Source organism: Janthinobacterium sp. 13 (assembly GCF_002749695.1).
GTDB classification, from domain to species: domain Bacteria; phylum Pseudomonadota; class Gammaproteobacteria; order Burkholderiales; family Burkholderiaceae_D; genus Janthinobacterium; species Janthinobacterium kumbetense.
In genome coordinates this window covers 793,113-813,723 of the sequence record NZ_PEEQ01000001.1, presented here as the reverse complement: position 1 = coordinate 813,723, position 20,611 = coordinate 793,113, and the positions used below count along the sequence as shown (strand labels likewise).

At 65.0% G+C, this 20,611-nt stretch carries 21 protein-coding genes; 14 read left to right on the top strand and 7 right to left on the bottom strand.

The features are described 5' to 3' along the window. Positions 1–3: 3 nt before the first annotated feature. From CLU94_RS03440 to CLU94_RS03430, 3 genes are read left to right on the top strand one after another with little or no spacing between them, the layout of a single operon-like run. Positions 4–1,185 carry an ABC transporter permease gene (locus CLU94_RS03440; protein WP_099664618.1) on the top strand — a complete coding sequence of 394 codons (1,182 nt, stop codon included), beginning with the start codon at positions 4–6 and terminating at the stop codon, positions 1,183–1,185. Then, positions 1,182–2,330, top strand: a complete 1,149-nt coding sequence (locus CLU94_RS03435; protein WP_099664617.1) for an ABC transporter permease — start codon at positions 1,182–1,184, stop codon at positions 2,328–2,330. The genes CLU94_RS03440 and CLU94_RS03435 overlap by 4 nt, the downstream gene beginning before the upstream one ends. A 2-nt stretch (positions 2,331–2,332) precedes the next feature. Next, the gene (locus CLU94_RS03430) at positions 2,333–2,851 is read left to right on the top strand and encodes a hypothetical protein (protein WP_143451334.1); all 519 of its coding nucleotides are present in this window, start codon (positions 2,333–2,335) and stop codon (positions 2,849–2,851) included. Here the strand turns inward: CLU94_RS03430 and CLU94_RS03425 are convergent. Beyond that, entirely contained in the window at positions 2,848–3,732 is an 885-nt protein-coding gene (locus tag CLU94_RS03425) for a LysR family transcriptional regulator (protein ID WP_099664615.1), read from the bottom strand. The genes CLU94_RS03430 and CLU94_RS03425 overlap by 4 nt on opposite strands. Before the next feature lie 99 nt (positions 3,733–3,831). On the opposite strand from CLU94_RS03425, the gene CLU94_RS03420 reads away from it, so the two are divergent. The 10 genes from CLU94_RS03420 to CLU94_RS03380 all read left to right on the top strand — a co-directional run bounded on the left by CLU94_RS03420 (position 3,832) and on the right by CLU94_RS03380 (position 13,203). Next, on the top strand, positions 3,832–4,446 hold the full coding sequence (locus CLU94_RS03420; RefSeq protein WP_257218661.1) for an alpha/beta fold hydrolase: 615 nt from the start codon (positions 3,832–3,834) through the stop codon (positions 4,444–4,446). A 13-nt stretch (positions 4,447–4,459) separates the two neighbouring features. Continuing rightward, complete coding sequence (locus CLU94_RS28615; protein WP_257218660.1) at positions 4,460–4,690, top strand: alpha/beta fold hydrolase; 231 nt, start codon at positions 4,460–4,462, stop codon at positions 4,688–4,690. Beyond that, positions 4,687–5,292, top strand: a complete 606-nt coding sequence (locus tag CLU94_RS03415; RefSeq protein WP_099664614.1) for a glutathione S-transferase — start codon at positions 4,687–4,689, stop codon at positions 5,290–5,292. Before CLU94_RS28615 ends, CLU94_RS03415 begins: the two co-directional genes overlap by 4 nt. A 75-nt stretch (positions 5,293–5,367) precedes the next feature. Next, complete coding sequence (locus CLU94_RS03410; RefSeq protein ID WP_099664613.1) at positions 5,368–6,948, top strand: AAA family ATPase; 1,581 nt, start codon at positions 5,368–5,370, stop codon at positions 6,946–6,948. Beyond that, the gene (locus tag CLU94_RS03405) at positions 6,945–7,430 is read left to right on the top strand and encodes a hypothetical protein (RefSeq protein ID WP_099664612.1); all 486 of its coding nucleotides are present in this window, start codon (positions 6,945–6,947) and stop codon (positions 7,428–7,430) included. Before CLU94_RS03410 ends, CLU94_RS03405 begins: the two co-directional genes overlap by 4 nt. 9 nt (positions 7,431–7,439) lie before the next feature. Beyond that, entirely contained in the window at positions 7,440–8,411 is a 972-nt protein-coding gene (locus tag CLU94_RS03400) for a hypothetical protein (RefSeq protein ID WP_099664611.1), read from the top strand. After that, a complete protein-coding gene (locus tag CLU94_RS03395; RefSeq protein ID WP_099664610.1) occupies positions 8,408–10,192 on the top strand; it encodes a VWA domain-containing protein in 1,785 nt (594 codons plus the stop codon). Before CLU94_RS03400 ends, CLU94_RS03395 begins: the two co-directional genes overlap by 4 nt. A gap of 1 nt (position 10,193) precedes the next feature. After that, entirely contained in the window at positions 10,194–10,787 is a 594-nt protein-coding gene (locus tag CLU94_RS03390; RefSeq protein WP_099664609.1) for a hypothetical protein, read from the top strand. After that, positions 10,784–12,163 (top strand): AMP-binding protein, encoded by a 1,380-nt coding sequence (locus tag CLU94_RS03385; RefSeq protein WP_099664608.1) that lies wholly within the window; start codon positions 10,784–10,786, stop codon positions 12,161–12,163. Before CLU94_RS03390 ends, CLU94_RS03385 begins: the two co-directional genes overlap by 4 nt. Then, positions 12,160–13,203, top strand: a complete 1,044-nt coding sequence (locus tag CLU94_RS03380; RefSeq protein WP_099664607.1) for an AAA family ATPase — start codon at positions 12,160–12,162, stop codon at positions 13,201–13,203. The genes CLU94_RS03385 and CLU94_RS03380 overlap by 4 nt, the downstream gene beginning before the upstream one ends. On the opposite strand, the gene CLU94_RS03375 is transcribed toward CLU94_RS03380, so the two are convergent. Next, a complete protein-coding gene (locus tag CLU94_RS03375) occupies positions 13,160–13,738 on the bottom strand; it encodes a TetR/AcrR family transcriptional regulator (RefSeq protein WP_099664606.1) in 579 nt (192 codons plus the stop codon). The two genes, CLU94_RS03380 and CLU94_RS03375, sit on opposite strands and share 44 nt — an antisense overlap. A 179-nt stretch (positions 13,739–13,917) precedes the next feature. Here CLU94_RS03375 and CLU94_RS03370 point away from each other — a divergent pair, with 179 nt between their 5' ends. Beyond that, positions 13,918–14,721 carry an SDR family NAD(P)-dependent oxidoreductase gene (locus CLU94_RS03370; protein WP_099664605.1) on the top strand — a complete coding sequence of 268 codons (804 nt, stop codon included), beginning with the start codon at positions 13,918–13,920 and terminating at the stop codon, positions 14,719–14,721. Positions 14,722–14,739: 18 nt separating this feature from the next. On the opposite strand, the gene CLU94_RS03365 is transcribed toward CLU94_RS03370, so the two are convergent. From CLU94_RS03365 to malG, 5 genes are all read right to left on the bottom strand, one after another. Further along, complete coding sequence (locus tag CLU94_RS03365; RefSeq protein WP_218965274.1) at positions 14,740–15,732, bottom strand: AraC family transcriptional regulator; 993 nt, start codon at positions 15,730–15,732, stop codon at positions 14,740–14,742. Between the two features lie 49 nt (positions 15,733–15,781). Next, positions 15,782–17,068, bottom strand: coding sequence for an O-acetylhomoserine aminocarboxypropyltransferase/cysteine synthase family protein (locus CLU94_RS03360; protein WP_099664603.1), 1,287 nt, complete (start codon positions 17,066–17,068; stop codon positions 15,782–15,784). Between the two features lie 94 nt (positions 17,069–17,162). Continuing rightward, entirely contained in the window at positions 17,163–18,074 is a 912-nt protein-coding gene (locus CLU94_RS03355) for a carbohydrate kinase family protein (protein WP_099664602.1), read from the bottom strand. Continuing rightward, on the bottom strand, positions 18,071–19,717 hold the full coding sequence (locus CLU94_RS03350; protein ID WP_099664601.1) for an alpha-amylase family glycosyl hydrolase: 1,647 nt from the start codon (positions 19,715–19,717) through the stop codon (positions 18,071–18,073). The genes CLU94_RS03355 and CLU94_RS03350 overlap by 4 nt, the downstream gene beginning before the upstream one ends. A 2-nt stretch (positions 19,718–19,719) precedes the next feature. After that, positions 19,720–20,610: a maltose ABC transporter permease MalG gene (gene malG / locus CLU94_RS03345; protein WP_077402472.1), complete on the bottom strand. Its 891-nt coding sequence runs from the start codon at positions 20,608–20,610 to the stop codon at positions 19,720–19,722. Between the last annotated feature and the right edge of the window lies 1 nt (position 20,611).

Below are 20,611 nucleotides of genomic sequence, written 5' to 3'. Positions count from 1 at the left end.
CCGATGAGCGAGATTGACAAAGAGCAGCCGGCGGCGCTGGCACGCGAGTGGCGGCGGCTGCGCGGCGACTTCTGGGACTTCGGCATGCTCAGCTGGATTCCTGTCGTGCTGTGCGGCATGCTGTGGCTGGTGTTTTCCGCCGGCATCGCGCGCGACTTGCCCATCGTCGTCATCGATAACGACAATTCCACCTTGTCGCGCCAGCTCACGCGCTGGCTCGACGCTTCGCCCGGCATCCAGGTGGCGGCGAAAGTGGCGTCCAGCGACGAAGCCCTGCATCGCTTGCGCGAGCGCACGGCGTTCGGCTATCTGCTGATCCCGAACGATTTCGAGCAGAAACTGCTGGGCGGCCGGCAAGCCACCGTGCAATGGCTGTACAACGCGCAGTTTTCCTCGCACGCGGGCGCCTTGCTGCGCGACGTGCGCACGGTCAGCACGACCTTGTCGGCCGGCATCGAGATGACGGCGCGGGTGAAAAAGGGTATGTCGGGCGTGCAGGCGGCGGCCCAGTTCGAACCGATACGCACGACCTTGAACAGTTTGTATAACGAAAACATCAGCTATGAAGCGTTTTTAACGTTGGCGCTGATGCCGGCCATGCTGCAGATTTTCATCGTCGTCGCCGTCGTCACGAGTATCGGACGCGAGTTGCGCGACGGCACGGTGCCGCAATGGCTGGCCTCGGCCCATGGCAGCTGGCTGCGCGCCGTGCTTGCCAAGCTGCTGTTCCCCCTCGTCGCCTATTGCGCGCTGGCGCTGCTGTACTTGCTGTTCTTCAGCCTGGCGCGGGATTGGGCCGTGGCGGGCAGCTTGCCGGCATTGCTGCTGAGCATGCTGCTGCTGGTGCTCGCGTATTGCGGCCTGGCCACCTTGCTGATCGCCGCCACCCTGTCTCTGCGTTTGGCGCTGTCCGGCGCGGCCTTCATCACGGCGCCCGCGTTCGCGTTTGCGGGCCAGGCCTTTCCCTTGATGGCCATGCCGGCGCCAGCGCGCGCCTGGGCGGAAGCCTTGCCGCTCACGCATTATTTGCAGCTGCAAACGAAATACTGGCTGGCCGGCGCGCCATGGCGCTATGGCGTGCAGGAAATGCTGATACTGGCCGGCATCGCCGTCGGCTGCGGCGCCGTGGGCGTGTTCCTGTTGGCGCGCCGCGCGAATGCGCCTGCCGCCTGGGGACGCACATGATCTGGCCGGCCTTTGTCGCCACCTGGCGCGCCATGCTGACGGACAAGGGTGCGCTGACCTTGCTGTTCATCGGCGGCATCATCTATTCCTTCTTCTATCCGCTGCCGTATTCGACGGAAATCGTCCAGCGCGTGCCCGTGGCCGTCGTCGACCAGGACCGCAGCGCCATGTCGCGCCAGCTGACGCGCTTCGCCATGGCCCACCCGTCGCTGCACGTGGTCGCCGTCACGCCGGACCTGCCCGTCGCGCAAGATTTATTATGGCGCGACCAGGTCATGGGCGTATTGATCATTCCCCATGGTTTGCAGACGGACGTGCTGGCCGGCCGCGCCGCCCACGCGCAAGTGGCGGGCAATGGCTTGTATTTGATGCTGAACAAGGTGGCCCTGAACGGGCTGGCCGAAGTGGTGGGCACGGTGTCGGCCGGTATTGAGCTCAAGCGTTTGGGCGCGGGCACGCCGTCCACCATCCAGGCCAACCAGCAGCGCTCGCCCATCGCCTTCGACGCCGTGCCCCTGTTTAACGTCAAGGAAGGCTATGGCGCCTATGTCGTGCCAGGAGTGGCTACTCTCATTGTGCAGCAGACTTTGCTGATCGGCATGACCATGCTGTTCGGCACATGGTACCAGCGCAAGGCCTTCCCCGTGGCGGGCAGGCGCACGGCGGGCGGGTATATGGGCATGCTGCTGGCGTTTGCCTGCGTGGCGTTTTTGAACTGCTGCTATTTCTTCGGTTTCGTCTTCTGGTTCCAGGATTACCCCCGTGGCGGCAACTTTGGCGGCATGCTCTTGCTGCTGGTGCTGTTCTCGCTGTGTGAGGCAGCGTTCGGCATGTTGCTGGGCATGCTGTTCCGCACGCGCGAGCGGGGCACGCAGCTGATGATCGCCACCTCGATGCCCGTGCTGTTCCTCGCGGGCCTGACCTGGCCCGTGTCGTCCATGCCCGTCGTGCTGCAATGGCTGCGCTGGCTGCTGCCATCCACGGCCGGTATCCAGGGCTTTGTTGCGCTTAATCAAATGGGTGCCTCGCTGTATGAAATCCGCCATGAAGTGGCCGGGCTGCTGGCCTTGCTGCTCGTGTGCGTGGCGCTGGGCTGGTGGCGCTGGCGCGCCGAGGCGCCAGTACCTATCATCAAACAAGGATGAGCATGAAACCAGAGAAAGCGCTGGAGCCCCCACTGGCTGTGGCAGAAGAAAGGTATGCCACGATTTTGGCATCGATACTGGCTTATACGCAGTTCTGTGACACACATGGCGATGACGACAACGCCGAATACGACAGACTCGCGGATCAATTGCAGGCACTAAGCGGAAAAGATATTTCCCGCTTCAATTTGTACGAGTGGTGGGAAGAGGAGGGCGCGGAAGTGCTGGCGTTCAGGATCGCCTTGCCCGATCCCGTGAAACTCGACGGCGTCAGCAGGACGGACATCGCGCACATCGTTGCCAGGTTAGGCACCTTCGAACTGCCCGAAAAAGACGCCAGCGAACCACGCTTCCAGCAGATATTCAGCGCTTTTCTTGATGACTACTACCACGCCTGGCTGAAGCTGCACTGCAAGACCTACAACTACCAGAAAATATTCGGTGTGCACAAGGACAAGGACGGAAAGCGCTGGTGGCTGAGCGACGACGAGAAGGTTGACCTGCTCTGGCCGCATCGCTAGCGACGGGATCCATCGTGCCTCCTGTTCTGTAATGCTGCCAGCAGCAGCTGGCAAAAACCGTCACGCACGGGATCGGGCAGGTTGTCATTGGCCCGCAGCAGGCTGGCGACACGGGGTAGCGGCGCCAGCCGTTCCAGCGCCGCATGCCGGAGCACGCCCTGGCCCAGGTTGCGTTCATTGACCACCGCCATGCCCAGGCCGGCGGCAATCGCGGTCAGCACGCCCGCCACCGACGGGCATTCCAGGCCCACGCTCCAGGCCATGCCGGCCTGGCCCAGCTTTTCCTCGGCCAGCCGGCGGTAAAAGCAGTGCGGCCCGTAGGTGATCAGCTTGACGTTCTCGCCCGGCAAAGTCTGCTCTGCCGTGGCAGCGCACCAATGCAGCGTTTCTGTCCATAACAGCGTGTCGGCCGGCGCCGCCATACCGGCAAAATCCTGATGCAAAATCACATCGAACACGCCGTCGGCAAAGCGTTCGCGCAGTACCTGGCTTTGCTCCACCACCAGTTGCACGTCCACCTTGGGGTGGTGATGCGAGAACTGCGACAGTACCGCGCACACGTCCGTCAATGAAATCTGCTCCGTCACGCCGATGCGCAGCCGGCCATGCATCGCCGATGGCGAAAAATGGGCGACGGCGTCATCGTGGGCATCGAGTATGTTGACGGCATGCCGCAGCAGCACGGCTCCCTGGTCGGTCGTATCAAACAGCCCGCCGCTGCGCGCCAGCAGCTGGCAATCGAGCTGCTGCTCCAGTCGCTTGATTTTCCAGCTGACGGCCGACTGGCTCAGATGGAGCAGGCTGGCGGCCTGGCTCATGCTGCCGGTTTGTACCACTGCCCTGAACACACGCAGGGCATCGACGGATAGGCGCAAATTCATGGATCATGACAAAAATTGGATTGAAGATCAAAAGAATGTCACTGGCGTCATGTTCAGTCAAGCCTTAGCCTGCAGGTTCCGCAAACAAAAGGACATCTGATGACGAGTCAAGAACCGCTGTTGAATGGCCACGTCCTGATCCACGGCCACCGTATCGCCACCGGCATCCATGGAGCAGGCACGCCGCTGGTGCTGGTGCATGGCACGCCGGCGCACAGTATTATCTGGCGCGAACTGGTGCCGCTGTTCGTCGATGCCGGTTTCCAGGTGCACCTGTATGACTTGCTGGGCTTTGGACGGTCGGAGCGGCCCGTCGATGCCGATACCTCGGTAGCGGCGCAGGTGGCCTTGCTGGCGGCCTTGCTCGACCACTGGCAACTGCCGACCACCCATTTGTTCGGCCACGATATCGGCGGCGCCATTGCGCTGCGCCTGGCGTTCGAGCACGCGTCGCGCCTGCGCAGCCTGAGCATCGCCGACGCGCCCAGCTACGACTCCTGGCCATCGCCCACCTGGAAGCATCTGCGCGATGCTCGCCGGCCGGCGTGCCTTGACGCCGGCCGGCGAGCATCGCGGCACGATGGCGCGCCAGCTGGGCATGGCCGTTTTTCACAAGGACAGGATGCAGGGCGACCTTCTGCGGTGCTACCTGGAGCCGCTGTGCGGCGTGGTGGGCCAGCCCTCGTTCTACCAGCACCAGGTGGCGCACTATAACGCCTGCTATACGATGGACTTTGCCGAAAGACTGCCGCAGTTGACAGTGCCGGTACAGGTATTATGGGGCCAGCAGGACGAGTGGCAGCCGGTGGCTTACGGCCATCGCCTGCAGCGCGATATTCCCGGCGCCACCTTGCACCTGTTTGACGAGGCCGGGCACTTCCTGATGGAAGACGCGCCCTTGCCCGTCGCGGCACAAGTCATCGCGTTTATTCAGCAGATAGAGAGGAGAAGGCCATGATATTGATCGGAATGCTCGATTCGCCCTACGTCAGGCGCGTTGCCATCGGTATGAAAGTGCTGGGCCTGGAGCACGAACACCGGCCCCTGTCGGTGTTTTCCGATTTCGACCAGGTACGGAGCATCAACCCGGCCGTCAAAGTGCCGACCCTGGTCACGGACGACGGCCAGGTGCTGATGGACTCGACCCTGATCCTGGCGTATCTGGAGGAACTGGCCGCGCATGCTCCCCGCAGCAGGCCGGAGCCGGGTCCGGCACGCCTGCGCGCGCTGTGCCAGACCAGCTATGCTTTGGCCGCCTGCGACAAAGCCGTGCAGATCGTCTATGAACGGCGCTTGCGCCCGCAGGAAAAACAGCACCAGCCCTGGCTGGACCGCGTCCAGCTGCAGTTGCATGGGGCCTGGGCGCAGCTGGAGGCGTCATTGCGCGAAGAGGCGCCAGACTGCTTGAGTATTGCCGGCATCACCATTGCGGTGGCCTGGAGTTTTGCTCGGCAGATGGTGCCCGACGTGATGGCGGCCAGCGATTATCCGGCCGTGGCCGCTTTGACGGCGCTGGCCGAGCAGCAGCCGGTGTTTTTGGCCACGCCGATGGCGGGCTGAGCTGCTTGTCATCCGAACCGGTGCTTGCAGGTGGCTTGTGCAATAATTTCATTTCCTTAATGGAAGAATATTGCCATGCCGTCTTTTAACCTGTTCCAGCGCCTGTCCCAGGCCCCCACCAAACCCAAGTCCGCGCCCGCCGCGCGGCAGTTCGACGTGGCGGACCTGTACCAGGGCCCCATCGCGCTGGGAGCGGAAGGCGCGGCGCAAGCCCGACCTTTCGATGAAAAGCTGCGCCAGGCATACTTTTGGATCGTCAACCACGCCATCATCAGCCCCCATTACGATATCGAATACAACGACGGCCCGTCGCAGACGTATTCCGTGGGCGACAGCCGCCGCACCCTGAATCTGCCATCGGCGCAAAGCTATTCCAGCTTCATTTTGCTGCCCCTGCTGACCTTTGCCACGCGCCGCAAATGCCTGTTCGTCGGCGGGCCGGGGCGGGGCAAGACGGCCAGCGCCTTGCTGATGGGCGTGCTGGCCGGTTCCACCGTCAAGGAAGTCAAGCGCGCCATGCAGCATGGCCATCCGCAGATGACGGTGGCCGACTTGCTGGGCAATCCGCTGCCGGCGGACCTGGTGAACGCGCAAAGCATGGACGACATCCGCATCGCCTGGCGCGCCTGGCTGGGCATGCGCGTGAAAATCGTCGATGAATACAACCGTATCCCCACGCGCACGCAAAGCGCGCTGCTCACCGTCATGGGCGACAATTACGCGGAAGTGCTGAACCATATTTACGAATGTCCGGAAGCGGCCTGGTATCTGACGGCCAACGATGACCAGGGCGGCGGTACCTACCAGGTGATCGAAGCGCTGCGCGACCGGGTCGACGTGACGGTGCAGGCACTGGCCTTCAACCCCCGCTTCCTGAATGAACTGCTGCTGCGCGTGGAAGAAAACGTGCGGCCAGAAGAACTGGTGCCGCCCGATATCATCTTTACGGAAGCGGAGGTCGATCAAATTGGCGAATCCATCCGCCAGGTGGGCGTGCCCGAAGCCGTGCGGCGCCGCCTGGAATTCTTCGCCAGCCAGTTCGAGCTGTTCGAGACGGCGGGCGGCCAGTTCGAATACATGACCAAGGATACGGCCCGCCTGGCCGGCGCCGACCGGGGCGCCGCGCAGGCGGCCGACAATGGGCGCGACCGCCTGAAGGACCTCGGCTGCCAGACCCTCAACGGGATCTCCGTGCGCACCCTGATGGCGCTCTTGATCTACGCCAAGGCCATGGCGTATTTCCGGGGCAATGGCGAGGTGGAGCTGGAAGACTTGCGCCAGGTGCTGCCATTTGTCCTGCATAACAAGCTGCAGCCGGACCCGGATGCGCCATTTTTCGCGCTGCCGGAAAACGCCGCCTACCGCAGCGACAGGCTGGGCTGGCTGCGCCGCCTGTTCGATCTGTCGAACGATGAATTCAACCGCCTGGACCTGGACCGCGACGATCCCGTGGGCGTGCTGTCGGCCGAATTCGACCTGGGCCTCGATGGCGTGAGCGAGCGCGAAACCTTGGCGCGCCTGAACCGCATCGAAAAGCTGATCGGCGAGCGCACGAAGGGGCGAAAACTGTACGGCCCCCTGTATGATGATTTGTTGAAGCTCAAGTACCTGCACCAGCGCTATACGAATTACCGCAGCTGGTTGCGTTCGCAATGAATGACGCACTGAATATCGACCATTGCCGCGGTTTTCTCGACGCGCTGGCCATGTTGAACAGCGAGGCCAGCGACCTGTGCGCAAGCTATGAGCTGCAGCGCCTGCCCGACGCGCCGGACCTGCTCACGGCGCTGGGCTTGCGGGTGGAAGATTACGCCCTGAGTGTGAGCATCCCGGCGCGCGACTTGCCGGCGCCCTTGTGGCAGATCACGGTGGCGCCGTGCGGGCGCGCGCACCTGGAGCAGGTGTGCCAGCGCTGGTTCTTTTCGTCGGACCACATGCGGATAGCGCCGCCGGACCGTTTCCGCGCCTGCCTCGTCAACGCCTTCCTCGAAGCGCTGGACATGTCGCTGGCCGGATTCACTATGCATATCGTGACGATGACGCCGCCGCCTGGTGTCTGGTACGCGATCCACTGGGACGAGATCGCGTTCGAATCAGGGGATGAGCGCTATCTGCTGCATTTTTCGCATAGCGATTGAGGAGGAACAATGATTTCTCCTGCCTTCGCAACTATCCTTGCCAGTGGCCGCGCCCAGTTCAATGGCCGCGCAGCGGAAGCGCGCCGGCGCTTTCCCGCGCTCGACATGGCCGCCTTCGGCGCCTTCTTGCACGACGGCGTCGATCCGCTGGTGGTGGCCGTGGCCGCCGCAGCAACCGAGCGCGTGGGCGGCGTTACCTTGGCCGCCTACGACATGGCCCTGGAGTTGGTGGGCCATGGCCTGGCCGGTCCGGCCGCGAAAAATCCCTTCCTCAATACCGTCTGGCGCGAACTGGCGCCATCGTTTGCGCCGCTGCTGGCGACGGCCCCCGTCGACGTGCTGGGCATGCTGAGCAACGCCGCCATCCACATTTCCTCCGTGGCGGGCGCGCGGCCCGCGCAATGGCAGGCCGGGATGGCTGCCGTGGCGCCGCAAGTCGGCAGCGTCGCACAGCTGCGCGCCGTGGGCCAGGTGCTGGCCTGGCGCGCCGGCGTCGCGCATTTCCGCCAGGGCGCGCTGGCCGCCGCCGACACCTTGCCGCATGCGCTGGCGCTGGCCGCCTTTGGCGAACCGGGCGCGCAATGGCCGCAGGTGCATGCGCAGCTCATGGCTAATCCGTGGCGCGGCAATGCCGAAGGCAGGGAGTTCGGCGCCTTCACGGGCCTGGGTGGCGACTTCGCCACGCCGCCGCAAGTGCGCGCCACGCTTGACGGGTTTGTCGTGCGCAGCGCCGAGCGCCATTATTTGCTGGTGGCCGATGCCTATGGCGCCGTGCTGCACAGCGCCACGGCGCAGGAGTTTGAGTTGGCGCAAACCGGCGTGCCGGCGTCCGTGCGCCTCGAGGGGGCGACCGTGCATATCGGCGCGCGCAGCATCGCGCTCGACCTGCCGGCCGGCGACATCGCCATCGCCGCGAATGCGCATACGCTGGCCATCACGTCACCGTGGACGCACGCCATCCGCCTGCTGCCGCTCGCATGAAGAACGATGCCGACCTGATCGACCGCTGGCGCGCCGCCTGGCCCGAGGCCCTGGCCGTGTGGAGCAAGTTTACGCGCCTGCGCGACCCCAGCCTGTGCGCCAGCCGCGTCGAAGCCGGCAAGCAGGGCTTGTCCGGCAGCTTCGCCATGATCCGCTTGCTGGACCAGAGCGTGGTGGTGGACTTGCCGCTGGTGACGGAGCTGGGCCTGGACGACTATGCGCTGGAAGTGCTTGCCCATGAAATCGGCCACCACATTCTCGCGCCGGGCAGCGCCAGCGACCAGTTCCGCCTGCTGGCGCGCATGCGCCGCGCCTTGCCGACCCTGGAGCAGCATGCGCCCATGGTGGCCAACCTGTACACGGACCTGTTCATCAACGACCGTTTGCAGCGCCAGGCGAATCTGCGCATGGCCGATATCTACCGCAAACTGCAGCATGGGCGCTCTGCGGAGGCGAATGCCAAAGGCAGCGGCGGCGTGTGGACCCTGTACATGCGCATCTATGAAAACCTGTGGCAGCTGGAAAAGGGTGAGCTGGGGGGCGGCCACGCTGACGAGCGCCTGGACACGGATGCCTGGCTTGGGGCGCGCCTGATACGCGTGTATGCGAACGACTGGATGCTGGCGGCGGGCCGCTTCGCCACCTTGCTGCTGCCTTACCTGGTGGAAGATACGGATGCCCTGGGTGACATTGACCCCAGCCGCTATCTGCAGGACACGCGCGACGCGGCACGCGGCTGCCAGACGTATGGCGCGCAGCAGATCGAGGATGACGAAGAGGACGGCGCCATCCATCCCGTGCACGACAAGCGCATCTCGGGCCTCGATGGCGAGGAACCTGCCGCCGAACCTGCGGCCGAGGCGCCAGTCAGGTCGGGCGGCGGCCAGCTGCGCGAACCGTTCGAGCTGGGCGACATTCTGAAGGCGTCGGGCGTGGACTTGAGCGACCATGAAATCGCCATCCGCTACTACCGCGAGCGGGCCTTGCCGCACCTGGTGGCGTTTCCCAGCCGCCCCGCACCCGAGTCGCAGGAGCCACAGATGGAAGGGCTGGAGCCTTGGGAAATCGGCGACCCGCTGGAAGACATCGACTGGCTGCAGTCCGTGATGCAGTCGCCGCGCCCCGTGCCGGGCGTGACCACCGTGCGCCGCGTGTATGGCCGCGAACCGGCGCGCGCCACCGACGCCGTGCCCGTCGACCTGGACATGTACGTGGACAGTTCCGGCTCCATGCCGAACCCGCAGGCGCACACCTCGTTCCTGACCCTGGCCGGCGCCGTCATCGCCTTGTCCGCCCTGCGCGCGGGCGCAAAAGTGCAGGTCACCCTGTGGAGCGGCAAGAACGAAGTGATGCTAACGCCAGGTTTCGTGCGCGATGAAGACATGATCCTCGGCGTGCTGACGGAATTTTTTGGCGGCGGCACCTGTTTCCCCATCCACCGCCTGCGCCAGACCTATGCGGCCAAGCGCGAACGGCCCGCGCATATCCTGATGATTTCCGACGATGGCATCACCACCATGTTCGACCAGGATGAACTGGGCAACAGCGGCTGGGATATCTCGGCGAAAGCGCTGGCCCAGGGCGGTGCGGGCGGTACCATGGCCCTGAACCTGGCGCGCGACTGGGATGGCGCGGCCAGCCACCAGTGGCTGCAGCAGACCTATGACGATTTGAAACGCGCGCGCCACGAACAGGGCTGGGATATCCACGCCGTCGAGCGCTACGAGGACTTGCTGGACTTTGCGCGGGCGTTCAGCCGGCGCCACTATATACAATCATGACATGCATACTCCCGGTCCCCACCTCGAAACCCTGACCCATCGCCTGGCCGACACGCCCGTCGAATTCCTCGCCGAGCCCCGTATCGCCGGCGTCGCCAATGCGCAGGCCGTGGCGGTGGCAGCGCTGGTCAACGACGTTTTGCTGCTGCATGGCGCGCGCGCGCCGGCCGCGTCCTTGCAGGGGTTCATCGGCGCGCAAGTGAAGGCGGACCGCAACCGGCTGGCGCTGGCCATGATCCTGTGCTGGCTGCTGGCCGACGAGTGGTTCACCGCGCAGCAGTTGCCGCAGCCAGCCTTGCTGCAGGTACTGGGCGAGGCGGCGCGTGAACTATCCGCCGCCACGCCGGCCCACCAGTTTACGCAAGACCCCGAGCGGCGCGAGGAACTGGCGCGCATCGTGCTGGCGCGCCTGGGTTTTCGGCCCCGCGACGAAAGCGTGGCGCAGGCCACGGACAGATTGTCCGCCATCAGCGGCACGGAGCGCCGCCGCCTGCTTGAAGCGAGCCGCCTGGCCGAACAGCGCGCGCGGGAAATCCGCGAGGCGCTGGCGAAGAAGGCGGCCGAGGAATCGGCCGACAAGTGGTCGCGCGAATGACGCTCGCTGGCAAAGCTGATGTCAATCTGCCGGGCGGCGCCTGGGAAGCGGACCGCGACTACTGTCCCACCCTGACGCCGGCGGGCGCGCGCATGCTGGACAAACTGCGCAGCCATCCCGCGGCGCCCCGCTACCGCAACCGCAGCGGCAACAAGCTGCTGGCCGCGGAGGTCGAAGCGCTGCGCGCCTATGAGCAGGAAGTCATGCAGGCGGATATCGGCTGGAGCGCCGATGCGCCGCCGCCCTGGCTGGCGGATTTTCTCAGGACGGCCTACGCCACGGTGCCGCATTACCGCGCCTGCGGCTCGCCGCCCGCGCGCCTGGCGGACGTGGCGCCCATCAGCCGCGCCGAGCTGGCGCACGACATTGCCGCCTTCGTGCCCGACGATGCGGACCTGGCGCGCATGATCAACTTCCAGACGACGGGCACCACGGGCCACCCGCTGCTGATCGCTTCGCACCCGCTGGTGGCGGGGCGCTACCTGGCCTACCACAAGCGCGCGCTGCGCCGCTTCGGCGTGGCCTTGCGCCATGGCGCGGGGCAGGTGGGCGTGATGCTGCTGGGGCACCAGCGCCGCTGCTTCACCTATGTCTCCGTCACGCCCACGATGAACGAATCGGGCCTGGCGAAGATCAACCTGCACCCGGACGATTGGCGCGCCCCGGACGACCGCGCGCGCTACCTGGACGCCATGGCGCCCGAGCTGATCGCGGGCGACCCCATCTCGTTTGCCGAACTCCTGACCTTGCCCATGGCGCACAAGCCCGCCGCGCTGATGTCCGTGTCGATGATGCTGTTGCCCGGCATGCGCGCGCGCCTGGAAGCGCGTTTCGGCTGTCCCGTGCTGGACATCTATTCGCTCAATGAAGTGGGGCCGGTCGCCGTCTACGACGAACGGGCGGGCGGCCACGTGCTGCTGCAGCACCGGCTGTACGTGGAAATCCTCGATAGTGCGGGCCAGCCCGTGCCGGATGGCGCGCGCGGCGAAATCACGGTGACGGGCGGCTTCAATTTCTGCCTGCCTCTCGTGCGCTACCGCACGGGCGATTACGCATCGCTGGCGCATGGCCCGCACGGCCCCGTGCTGGTGGGGCTGGCCGGCCGCAGCCCCCTGCGCTACAGGACGATGACGGGCGAGTGGATCAATAATATCGATATCACGCATGCCTTGAAACCGCTGGCCATCGCCCTGTTCGGCGTGCACCAGCATGGCGACGGCGCCATCGCGCTGCGCCTGGCGCCGAACGCCATGCCGCAGGCTGACCGGGCGCGCGCCTTGCTCGCGCCATTTTTCGGCGCCATCACCGTCGAGACCTTGCTGGCGGAAGACAAGATCATTCAATACACCTCGGATTTGCAGGAAGCAGTGGCATGAACCTTTATAAACGCGGCCTCGTGGTCGGCAAATTTTGCCCGCTGCACCAGGGCCACGAACTGTTGATCAAGCGTGCGCAAGACGCCTGCGAAGAACTGCTGGTGGTCAGCTACACCAGGCCCGAATTTCCCGGCTATGAGCCGGCGCGCCGGGAACGGTGGCTGCGGGCGCAATTCCCGCAAGCGCACATCGTGGTGCTGGACGATGCGCGCCTGGCGGCCCTGTGCACCGCGCGCGGCGTGCCTGCCCGCCATCTGCCGCACAACGACGACGATGGCGAGCTGCATCGCCACTTCATGGGCTGGCTGTGCTGGACGGTGCTGGCGCTGCCCGTCGATGCCGTGTTCACCAGCGAAGACTATGGCCCCGGCTTTGCCCAGGTGCTGGCACGGCATTATGCCGGCGGGCCGGTGGCGCACGTGAGCGTGGATCAGGCGAGAACTGCGGTGCCCGTGTCCGGCACCAGGGTACGGCAAGACCCGCATGCGCACAGCGCCTTCCTGTCGCCGATTGTGCGCGCCGATCTTGTCGCGCGCGTGTGCGTGCTCGGCGGCGAATCGAGCGGCAAGACGACCTTGGCGCAGGCGCTGGCGGCGCATTTCGAGACAGCCTGGGTGGCCGAGTATGGCCGCGAACTGTGGGAAAGCCAGGATGGCATATTGAACTATGACGATTTGCTGAAGATCGGCCGGGAACAGCTGCGCCGCGAAGCGCACGCGCTATTGGCCGCGCGGCGCTGGCTGTTTTGCGATACCTCGCCCATGACGACGTATTTCTACTGCGTCGAGATGTTCGGCAAGGCGGAGCAGGAACTGGCGCGGCTGGCCGAGCACGGCTACGACCTGGTGCTGCTGTGCGCCCCTGATTTTCCCTTCATCCAGGACGGCACGCGCCGCGACGAGGATTTCCGCGCGCGCCAGCATGCGTGGTACCAGGCGGAGCTGGCGCGGCGGGGGATCGCCGTTGTCGATGTGTCAGGTTCGGTGGACGAGAGGGTCAGGCAGGTGGCGCAAGTGCTGGCGGCGCGAATGCCGTGCTGACCGCCGCCAGTATCTCGTCCGAAAACGCGGCATCGTCGACGGCGCGCGCCAGCGCCACGGCGCCCACCATGGCAGACAGCATGACGATGGCTTCCTGCCGGGGGTTGCGTTTTTTCTGCCACGGAAAATGCGTGGTCAGCTTGCCGATGATGGATTTCAGGTGGAAGGTGAAGGCGGGCAGCACTGCCGGCTGCTTGCGCGCGTCGCCGGCCAGCGCCGCCAGCAAGCACCCGTTGCCCGGCGCATCGCGGTGGGCCGCGCTCACATAATCGCGCACATACTGGCGCATGGCTTCCGGACTGATGGTTGCCGCATCGAGCGCCGCGCGCGAGTGCTCCGAGCCGTGCAGCGTGCTTTCCGCCATCAGCGCTTCCTTCGAGGCAAAGTGGTTGTAGAAGGGGCCATGCGTGAGTCCTGTCGCCTGCATGATCTGTCCCACGCTGACGCCGTCAAAGCCCTGTTCACGGAACAGCCGCGCCGCTTCCTGCAGGATGCGCTGGTGTTTTTCTGCCGTCTCGGCCGCTGGGTATCGCATGGTGTTCTCCCGATCATCAAATAATTTCTGTTGACATCATACATTACGTACGTCATGCTTGCGACGCTAAGCATGATGATCATCATGTTTGGCGTCGCATCAAAGCATGATGGCTGTCATGTTTGATCTGTCGTGCTGCAAACCATTCATTCGAATTTACCAATTGCAAAGGAATCATCATGAGTACAGTCAATACACCGGGCACGGCCCTCGTCACTGGTGCGTCGTCGGGCCTGGGCGCCGTGTATGCGGACCGCCTGGCCAGCCGTGGCTTCGATTTGATCCTGGTGGCGCGCCGGGTCGAACGCCTGGACGTGCTGGCCAGGTCGCTGGCGGAAAAGTATGGCGTGTCCGTGCGTGTCATGGCGGCGGACTTGTCCGCACCGGCCGACCTGCAGCGCGTGGCCGATGAACTGGCCAGCAATCCGGCCATCACCATGCTGGTCAATAATGCGGGCGCGTCGACCCTGGCGCCCGTCGTCGATACGCCGAAAGCGGGCATCGCCACCATGGACAAGGTCAACGTGACGGCCGTGGCGGAGCTGAGCTACGCCGTGCTGCCGCAGTTCAAGCAGCGCAACAGCGGCACCATCATCAATATCGGCTCCGTGCTGTCCTTCCACATCTTGCCCGTCAGCACGATCTACAGCGCCACCAAGGGCTATGTGATGAATTTCACGCGCGGCTTGCAGCAGGAGCTGGCCGGCACGGGCATCGTGGTGCAGCTGGTGCTGCCCGCATCGACGGCGACGGAAATCTGGGAATTGAGCGGCGTGTCGCTGGCGCAGCTGGACCAGGCCACCATCATGCGCGCCGAAGACTGTGTCGACGCTGCCCTGGCTGGCCTGGACCAGGGCGAACTGGTGACCTTGCCTTCCGTCGAAGACCAGGCCTTGTGGGAGCAGTTTGACTCTGCCCGCCTGGCCCTGTTCGCAGGCGCGATGCGCGGCAAGCCGGCATCGCGCTATGGTATCGCGGGCTGATACACGCGAAAGAGGAAGCTACAGCGGCCGTACGGGGATGCAGATGTCGCAAGAGAATTCGCCGGTGGCCGGATCCAGCGCCGTGGCCGCGGAAAAGCGCTCGAAGCACGGGCGCTCATCCCACTGCAGGCCGCTGGCCGGCAGCCATTCGCGGGTCATGCGCGTCCATGTTTCGGCGATGGCGCTGGATGGTCCCTTGAATTGCGCTACCGCATAGCGCCCGCCCGGCAGGGTGGTGATGCTGGCCCGGCCGCCCGACTGGAATGCATCGGGCACGGCGACGCAGGCGTCGTAGCGGCATTTGTCCGGCGGCGTGATGCTGGGATCGTCATGGCCGATGCCGTAGCACGTCGCGTCGCCCAGGCCGTGCGACTGCATCCATGGCGCGACGGTGTCGCGCCAGAAGGCGCCGATGGCGGGGCCGTAAGGGCCGATATGGCGCTGGCACGCCACGGTGGCGGGCGGCAGGTCGAGGATGGTGACTTGCATGGGACTCTCTCTATGAAGTGGATTGGAGTGCCCATGGTGCTGGAAGTTCGGCCCGTTTTCCTGACCGGGATTGCGCATGGCCTGATCCGGATTGCTATCTTGCCGGCGCAGGCGCATGGCTGCGAGCATGGCAGCGTTTTTTGCGGCGACGCCGGCGCGCCAGGCCGTCGGCGTGCAGCCGAATTTCAGCTTGAAGGCGCGCGCGAACGCTTCGCCGGAGCCGAAGCCCGTCGCCAGCGCGATGTCCAGTATCGCTTCGCCGGGGCGGCAGGCCAGCCGCAGGGCGGCCGTTTCCAGGCGCCGGCGGCGCGCATAGTCGCCCAGCGTCTCGCCCATCCAGGCGGCGAACACGCGGTGAAAGTGGAAGCGTGAAAAATGCGCGACGTCGGCCAGCTGCGCCAGCTCCAGCGGCGTGTCGAGGTGGCGGTCGATATGGTCAAGCACGGCATTCATGCGCCGCGCGTATTCGGCGCGGAAATGGCCGGATGCCGGCTGCTCAGGGGGAGTAGGAGGGGAAGACATGCCGCCGATTATGGCATGAAGTCCCCTCCGGCCGGCGTGGAAAAGAGGCTTACGCCGCGTTCAATGCCTGCTCCAGGTCTTCGCGCAAGTCGTCGATATGCTCGATGCCCACGGACAGGCGCAGCATGTCTTCGGACACGCCCGCCTTGGCCAGTTCTTCGGGATTGAGCTGGCGATGCGTGGTGGAGGCCGGGTGGGTGGCCAGCGACTTGGCGTCGCCGATGTTGACCAGGCGCGTGAACAGTTGCAGGGCGTCGAGCACGCGGGCGCCGGCCGCGCGCGGGTCTTCGCCTGCAGCCAGCTTCAGGCCGAAGGACAGGATGCCCGAGGCGCGGCCGCGCATGTATTTTTTCACCAGCGCGTGGTCCGGGTGGTCTTCCAGGCCCGCGTAATTGACCCACGCGACTTTCGGATGGTTTTTCAGGTGCCTGGCCAGGGCCAGGGTGTTGTCGCAGATGCGGTCCATGCGCAGGGCCAGCGTCTCGATGCCCTGGATCAGCTGGAAGGCGCTCAGCGGCGAGATGGCGGCGCCCATATTGCGCAGCGGGACGACGCGCGCGCGGCCGATGAAGGCGGCGGGGCCGAACGCTTCCGTGTAGACGACGCCGTGATACGACACGTCCGGCTCGTTCAGGCGCTTGAAGCGTTCCTTGTGTTCGGCCCATGGGAATTTGCCGCTGTCGACGATGGCGCCGCCGACGGTGGTGCCGTGGCCGCCCAGGTATTTGGTCAGCGAATGGACGACGATGTCGGCGCCATGCTCGATGGGGCGGAACAGGTAGGGGCTGGGCACCGTGTTATCGACGATCAGCGGGATGCCGTGCGCGTGCGCGATCTCGGCCAGCTTGGCCACATCCGTCACATTGCCCAGCGGGTTGCCGATCGATTCGCAGAAGATGGCCTTGGTGCGCGCGTCGATCAGCGCGGCGAAGGTCTCGGGCTGGCGCGCGTCGGCGAAGCGCACTTCGATGCCGATTTGCGGCAGGGTGTGGGCAAACAGGTTGTAGGTGCCGCCATACAGCTGGCTGGCGGAGATGAAATTGTCGCCCGCTTCGGCGATGGTCTGGATCGCGTAGGTGATGGCCGCCATGCCCGACGCCACGGCCAATGCCGCCACGCCGCCTTCCAGCGCCGCGACCCGCTTTTCCAGCACGTCCTGCGTGGGGTTCATGATGCGCGTGTAGATATTCCCGGCGACCTTCAGGTCGAACAGGTCGGCGCCATGCTGGGCATTGTCGAAGGCGTAGGCCACCGTCTGGTAGATGGGGACGGCGGCGGCCTTGGTGGTCGGGTCGGGGGTGTAGCCGGCGTGCACGGCCAGGGTTTCGATTCTCATGTGGTCTCCGGTTCGAATGGTCTGCAATGGTGAAATCCGCAGCCATTGTGCCATGCGCCCGTTACCAAGTTATCACGCTTGATAGAATTTTAAGTCATAAGCTAGTGCTGTCTTGATATAAGTCATCCAGCTCTGCCTTGCCGATAAACCGTTCATGCGTGCCATGCTGGGCGCAGGCAAACGCGCCGCCGATGGCGCCGCGGCGCATGGCTTCGTCCAGGCCCGCGCCGTCCAGCCAGGCGTGCAGGAAGGCGGCCACGAACGAGTCGCCTGCGCCATTCGTGTCCACCACGGGCAGCTTCAAGCCAGCCGCCGGAGTGTGACGCACGGTCTCGCTGCCCCGTTCCAGCAGGTAGGCGCCGTGTGCGCCCGCCATGGCGATCACCGCCTGCGCGCGGCCTTCCGCGACAATCGCGCGCATGACGGACTCCGTGCGCTCGCCCAGCGCCGCCGTGCTGAGGAAGACCAGGTCGGCGCGCAGGGCGAACACCTTGTGGTGCGGGTTGACGCCATCCCAGTCGTGCAGATCGGTCGACACGGTGGTGCCGCACGCTTGCGCATCGTCAAACAGCGCGGCCACCCAGCCCATGATGGAAAAGTGCGCGTGGCGCGCCGGCCCCAGGTAGGGAAGATAAAAAGCGGCGGGCATGCGCACGTCTTCCGGGTGGCGGCCGTCGTACAGCGACAGCCGGCGCCCTTGCGGGTCGACCAGGTTGACGCTGCGCCGCGTGCCCGACGGTTCGACGATGTGCGAGAAATCGAGCCTGGCATCCTTATAGCGCTGCAGGATGGCCGCGCCTTGCGCATCGTCGCCGATGAAGTCGATGAACTTGCAGCGCAGTCCCAGCGCGTGGCAACCGAGCGCCACGCCATTGCCCGTGTGCGCCACGTAGTCGCGGATGGGCGGCACGTGCAGCGAATCGGCGACGGGCAATTGCAGGTCGGGGACGCGCACGATGGTGTCGATGCCGGCGCCGCCGACTACTAAGATGTCATAGCTGCTCATGGTGCTGCCTTTTCTAACAGGACGGTGCCGGCCGCATTCACGGCGACGGCGCCATTGCTGACGGTGTAAGTGTGATTGGTGTAGGCGTCGCGCAGCAGGGCGCCATCGGTGAAGACGCCGTGCACCTTCAGTTCGAGCGGGCCTTGCGCTTCGGGCACGGCGATGACGGCGTCGCCATCCATCGCGCGGGCGAACGCGTACGGCTTGTCGTCGATGAAGCGGTGTTCGCCGCGCGCCAGCGCAGGGTGGCGCAGGCGGAACTGGCCCAGCTTGCGCGCATGGGCGAGGGTGGCCGCATCGAGCGACGACCAGTTCATGTCGGAGCGTGTGGCCTGCTGTTCGTCGCCGACGGGCGCGGCGCCAGGCTGGCGCGCGCTTTCATCGCCATAGAACAGCTGCACGCCACCGGGCGCCAGCAGCAGGGCGGACAAGCCATGTTTCAGCCGGTCGCGCGGGAACAGGCTGGTGTCGTGCGAGGAGATGTACGACAGGATGTCGTAGCGGGGTGCATTGCCGATGCGCTTGCCCAGCAAAGTCGCGTACTGGCGGTACACGCCATCGATGCTTTTCCAGTCGCCGCCCGCGCGATTCTGGAAATCGAAATTGATCATCGAGTCGAAGCCCGCGTCATGCCAGCTGCTGCGCTCGGGGCCATGGCCCCACGCTTCGCCCGTCATCCAGAACGGTGCGTCGTCGATCTTCTGCTGCGGGTGGCGGGTTTTCCAATCCTTGAGGGCATCGGTGGCTGCCGCGCGCAGGGCCAGCCAGCTGGCCGGCTCCACGTGCTTGACGGTGTCGGCCCTGAAACCGTCGACGCCGAATTCGCGCACCCAGTCGGCCAGCCAGTGGACAAGGTAAGTGCGGACAGTCGCATCGGGCAGGGCCACGGCGCGCGTATCGCTTTTACGCTGCAGGATGGGCGGCAAGCCCACGGCCTTGCTGCTTTCCGTGCGGAAGTCGGGCAGATACGCCAGCTGCATGGTGAAATCGTCCTTGCCGCCGTCGGGATAGCCTGGCAAGCCGGCGCGCACCCAGTCCGGACCCCACCATTGTGCGAAATCAAAGTTGTTGTAGTCGATGTAGCTATGATAGTCGCGCAGGGTGGCTTTTTCATGGCCTGGCCACAGCACGGGCACTTTATATTCGGACAGGGTGCGCAAGTCCGCGTAACCCGGGTGGTTCAGCACCACGTCGAACAGCACGCGGATGCCTTGCGCGTGGGCAATATCGATCATCTCGCGCAATTCCTCGCGCGTGCCCATGTTGGCGTCCATGGTGGTATAGTCGAGCGCCCAGTAGCCGTGGTAGGCGTAATGCTGGAATTGCTGCTTGCCGCCCACCACCCAGCCGTGGATCTGCTCGTACGGCGCCGTGATCCACAGGGCGTTGACGCCCAGTTCCTTGAAGTAGCCAGCTTTGAGCTGCTGCGTGAGGCCGGCGATGTCGCCGCCGTGAAAGCTGCCGACGTCGCCGCCTTGCGGGTCGGCGGCGCGGCCATAACTGTGGTCGTTGCCGGGATTGCCGTTGGCGAAACGGTCCGTCACGGCGAAGTAGACGATGGGGTTGTCAGCGAAGCTGAAGCTCCCTGCCTGCGCCGAAGCGCTGAGTAACAGGGCGGCCAGCGCAGTCAGGGAGCGTCGCATGGTCAGCCTTTCACGCCGCCAGCCGTCAGGCCGGAGATCATCCATTTTTGCGCCAGCAGGAACACGGCCGTGATGGGCAAGCCGGACAAAATGGCGGCCGCGGCGAAGTCGCCCCACAGGTATTTTTGTTCGTACAGGAACAGTTTCGAGCCGACGGCCAGGGTCAGGTTGTTCTGTTCATGCAGCAGCACGGAAGCGATCGGGTATTCGATGATGGCGCCGATGAACGACAACAAAAACACCACCATCAGGATGGGCACCGTCATCGGCAGCAGCACGTAGACAAACGCTTGCCATTGCGTGGCGCCGTCGACCTTGGCCGCTTCCTCGATCTCGATGGGGATGGTTTGATAGTAGCCCTTGATGGTCCAGATATGCAGGGCGATGCCGCCCGTGTAGGCCAGCACCAGGCTGCCGTGGTGGTCGATGCCCAGCCACGGCACGTAGCTGCCCAGCACATCGAAGATGGCGTAGATGGCTACCAGGGCCAGCACGGCGGGGAACATCTGCAGCAGCATCAGCGCGGACAGGGTTTGCGACTTGAAGCGGAACTGCATGCGCGCGAATGCGTACGCGCAGGTGGTCGACAGCAGCACGGTGACGGTGGCGCTCATGCTGGCCACCTTGATGGAATTCCATAGCCACAGCAGCACGGGGAAGTCCGGCTCGACCAGGGTGCCGTTGGGCGCCTGGTAAGACATGCCCAGCGCCAGGCGCCAGTGTTCGAAGCTGATCTCGGGCGGAATCAGGCTGCCCGAGGCGAAGTTGCCAGGGCGCAATGAGATCGACAAGATCATCAAGAAGGGAAACATCACCAGCGCGATCAGCGCGATCACGGCGACGTGGGCCGCCAGGATGCGCCAGCGGTTGGAACGGTCGACAACGATAGCCATG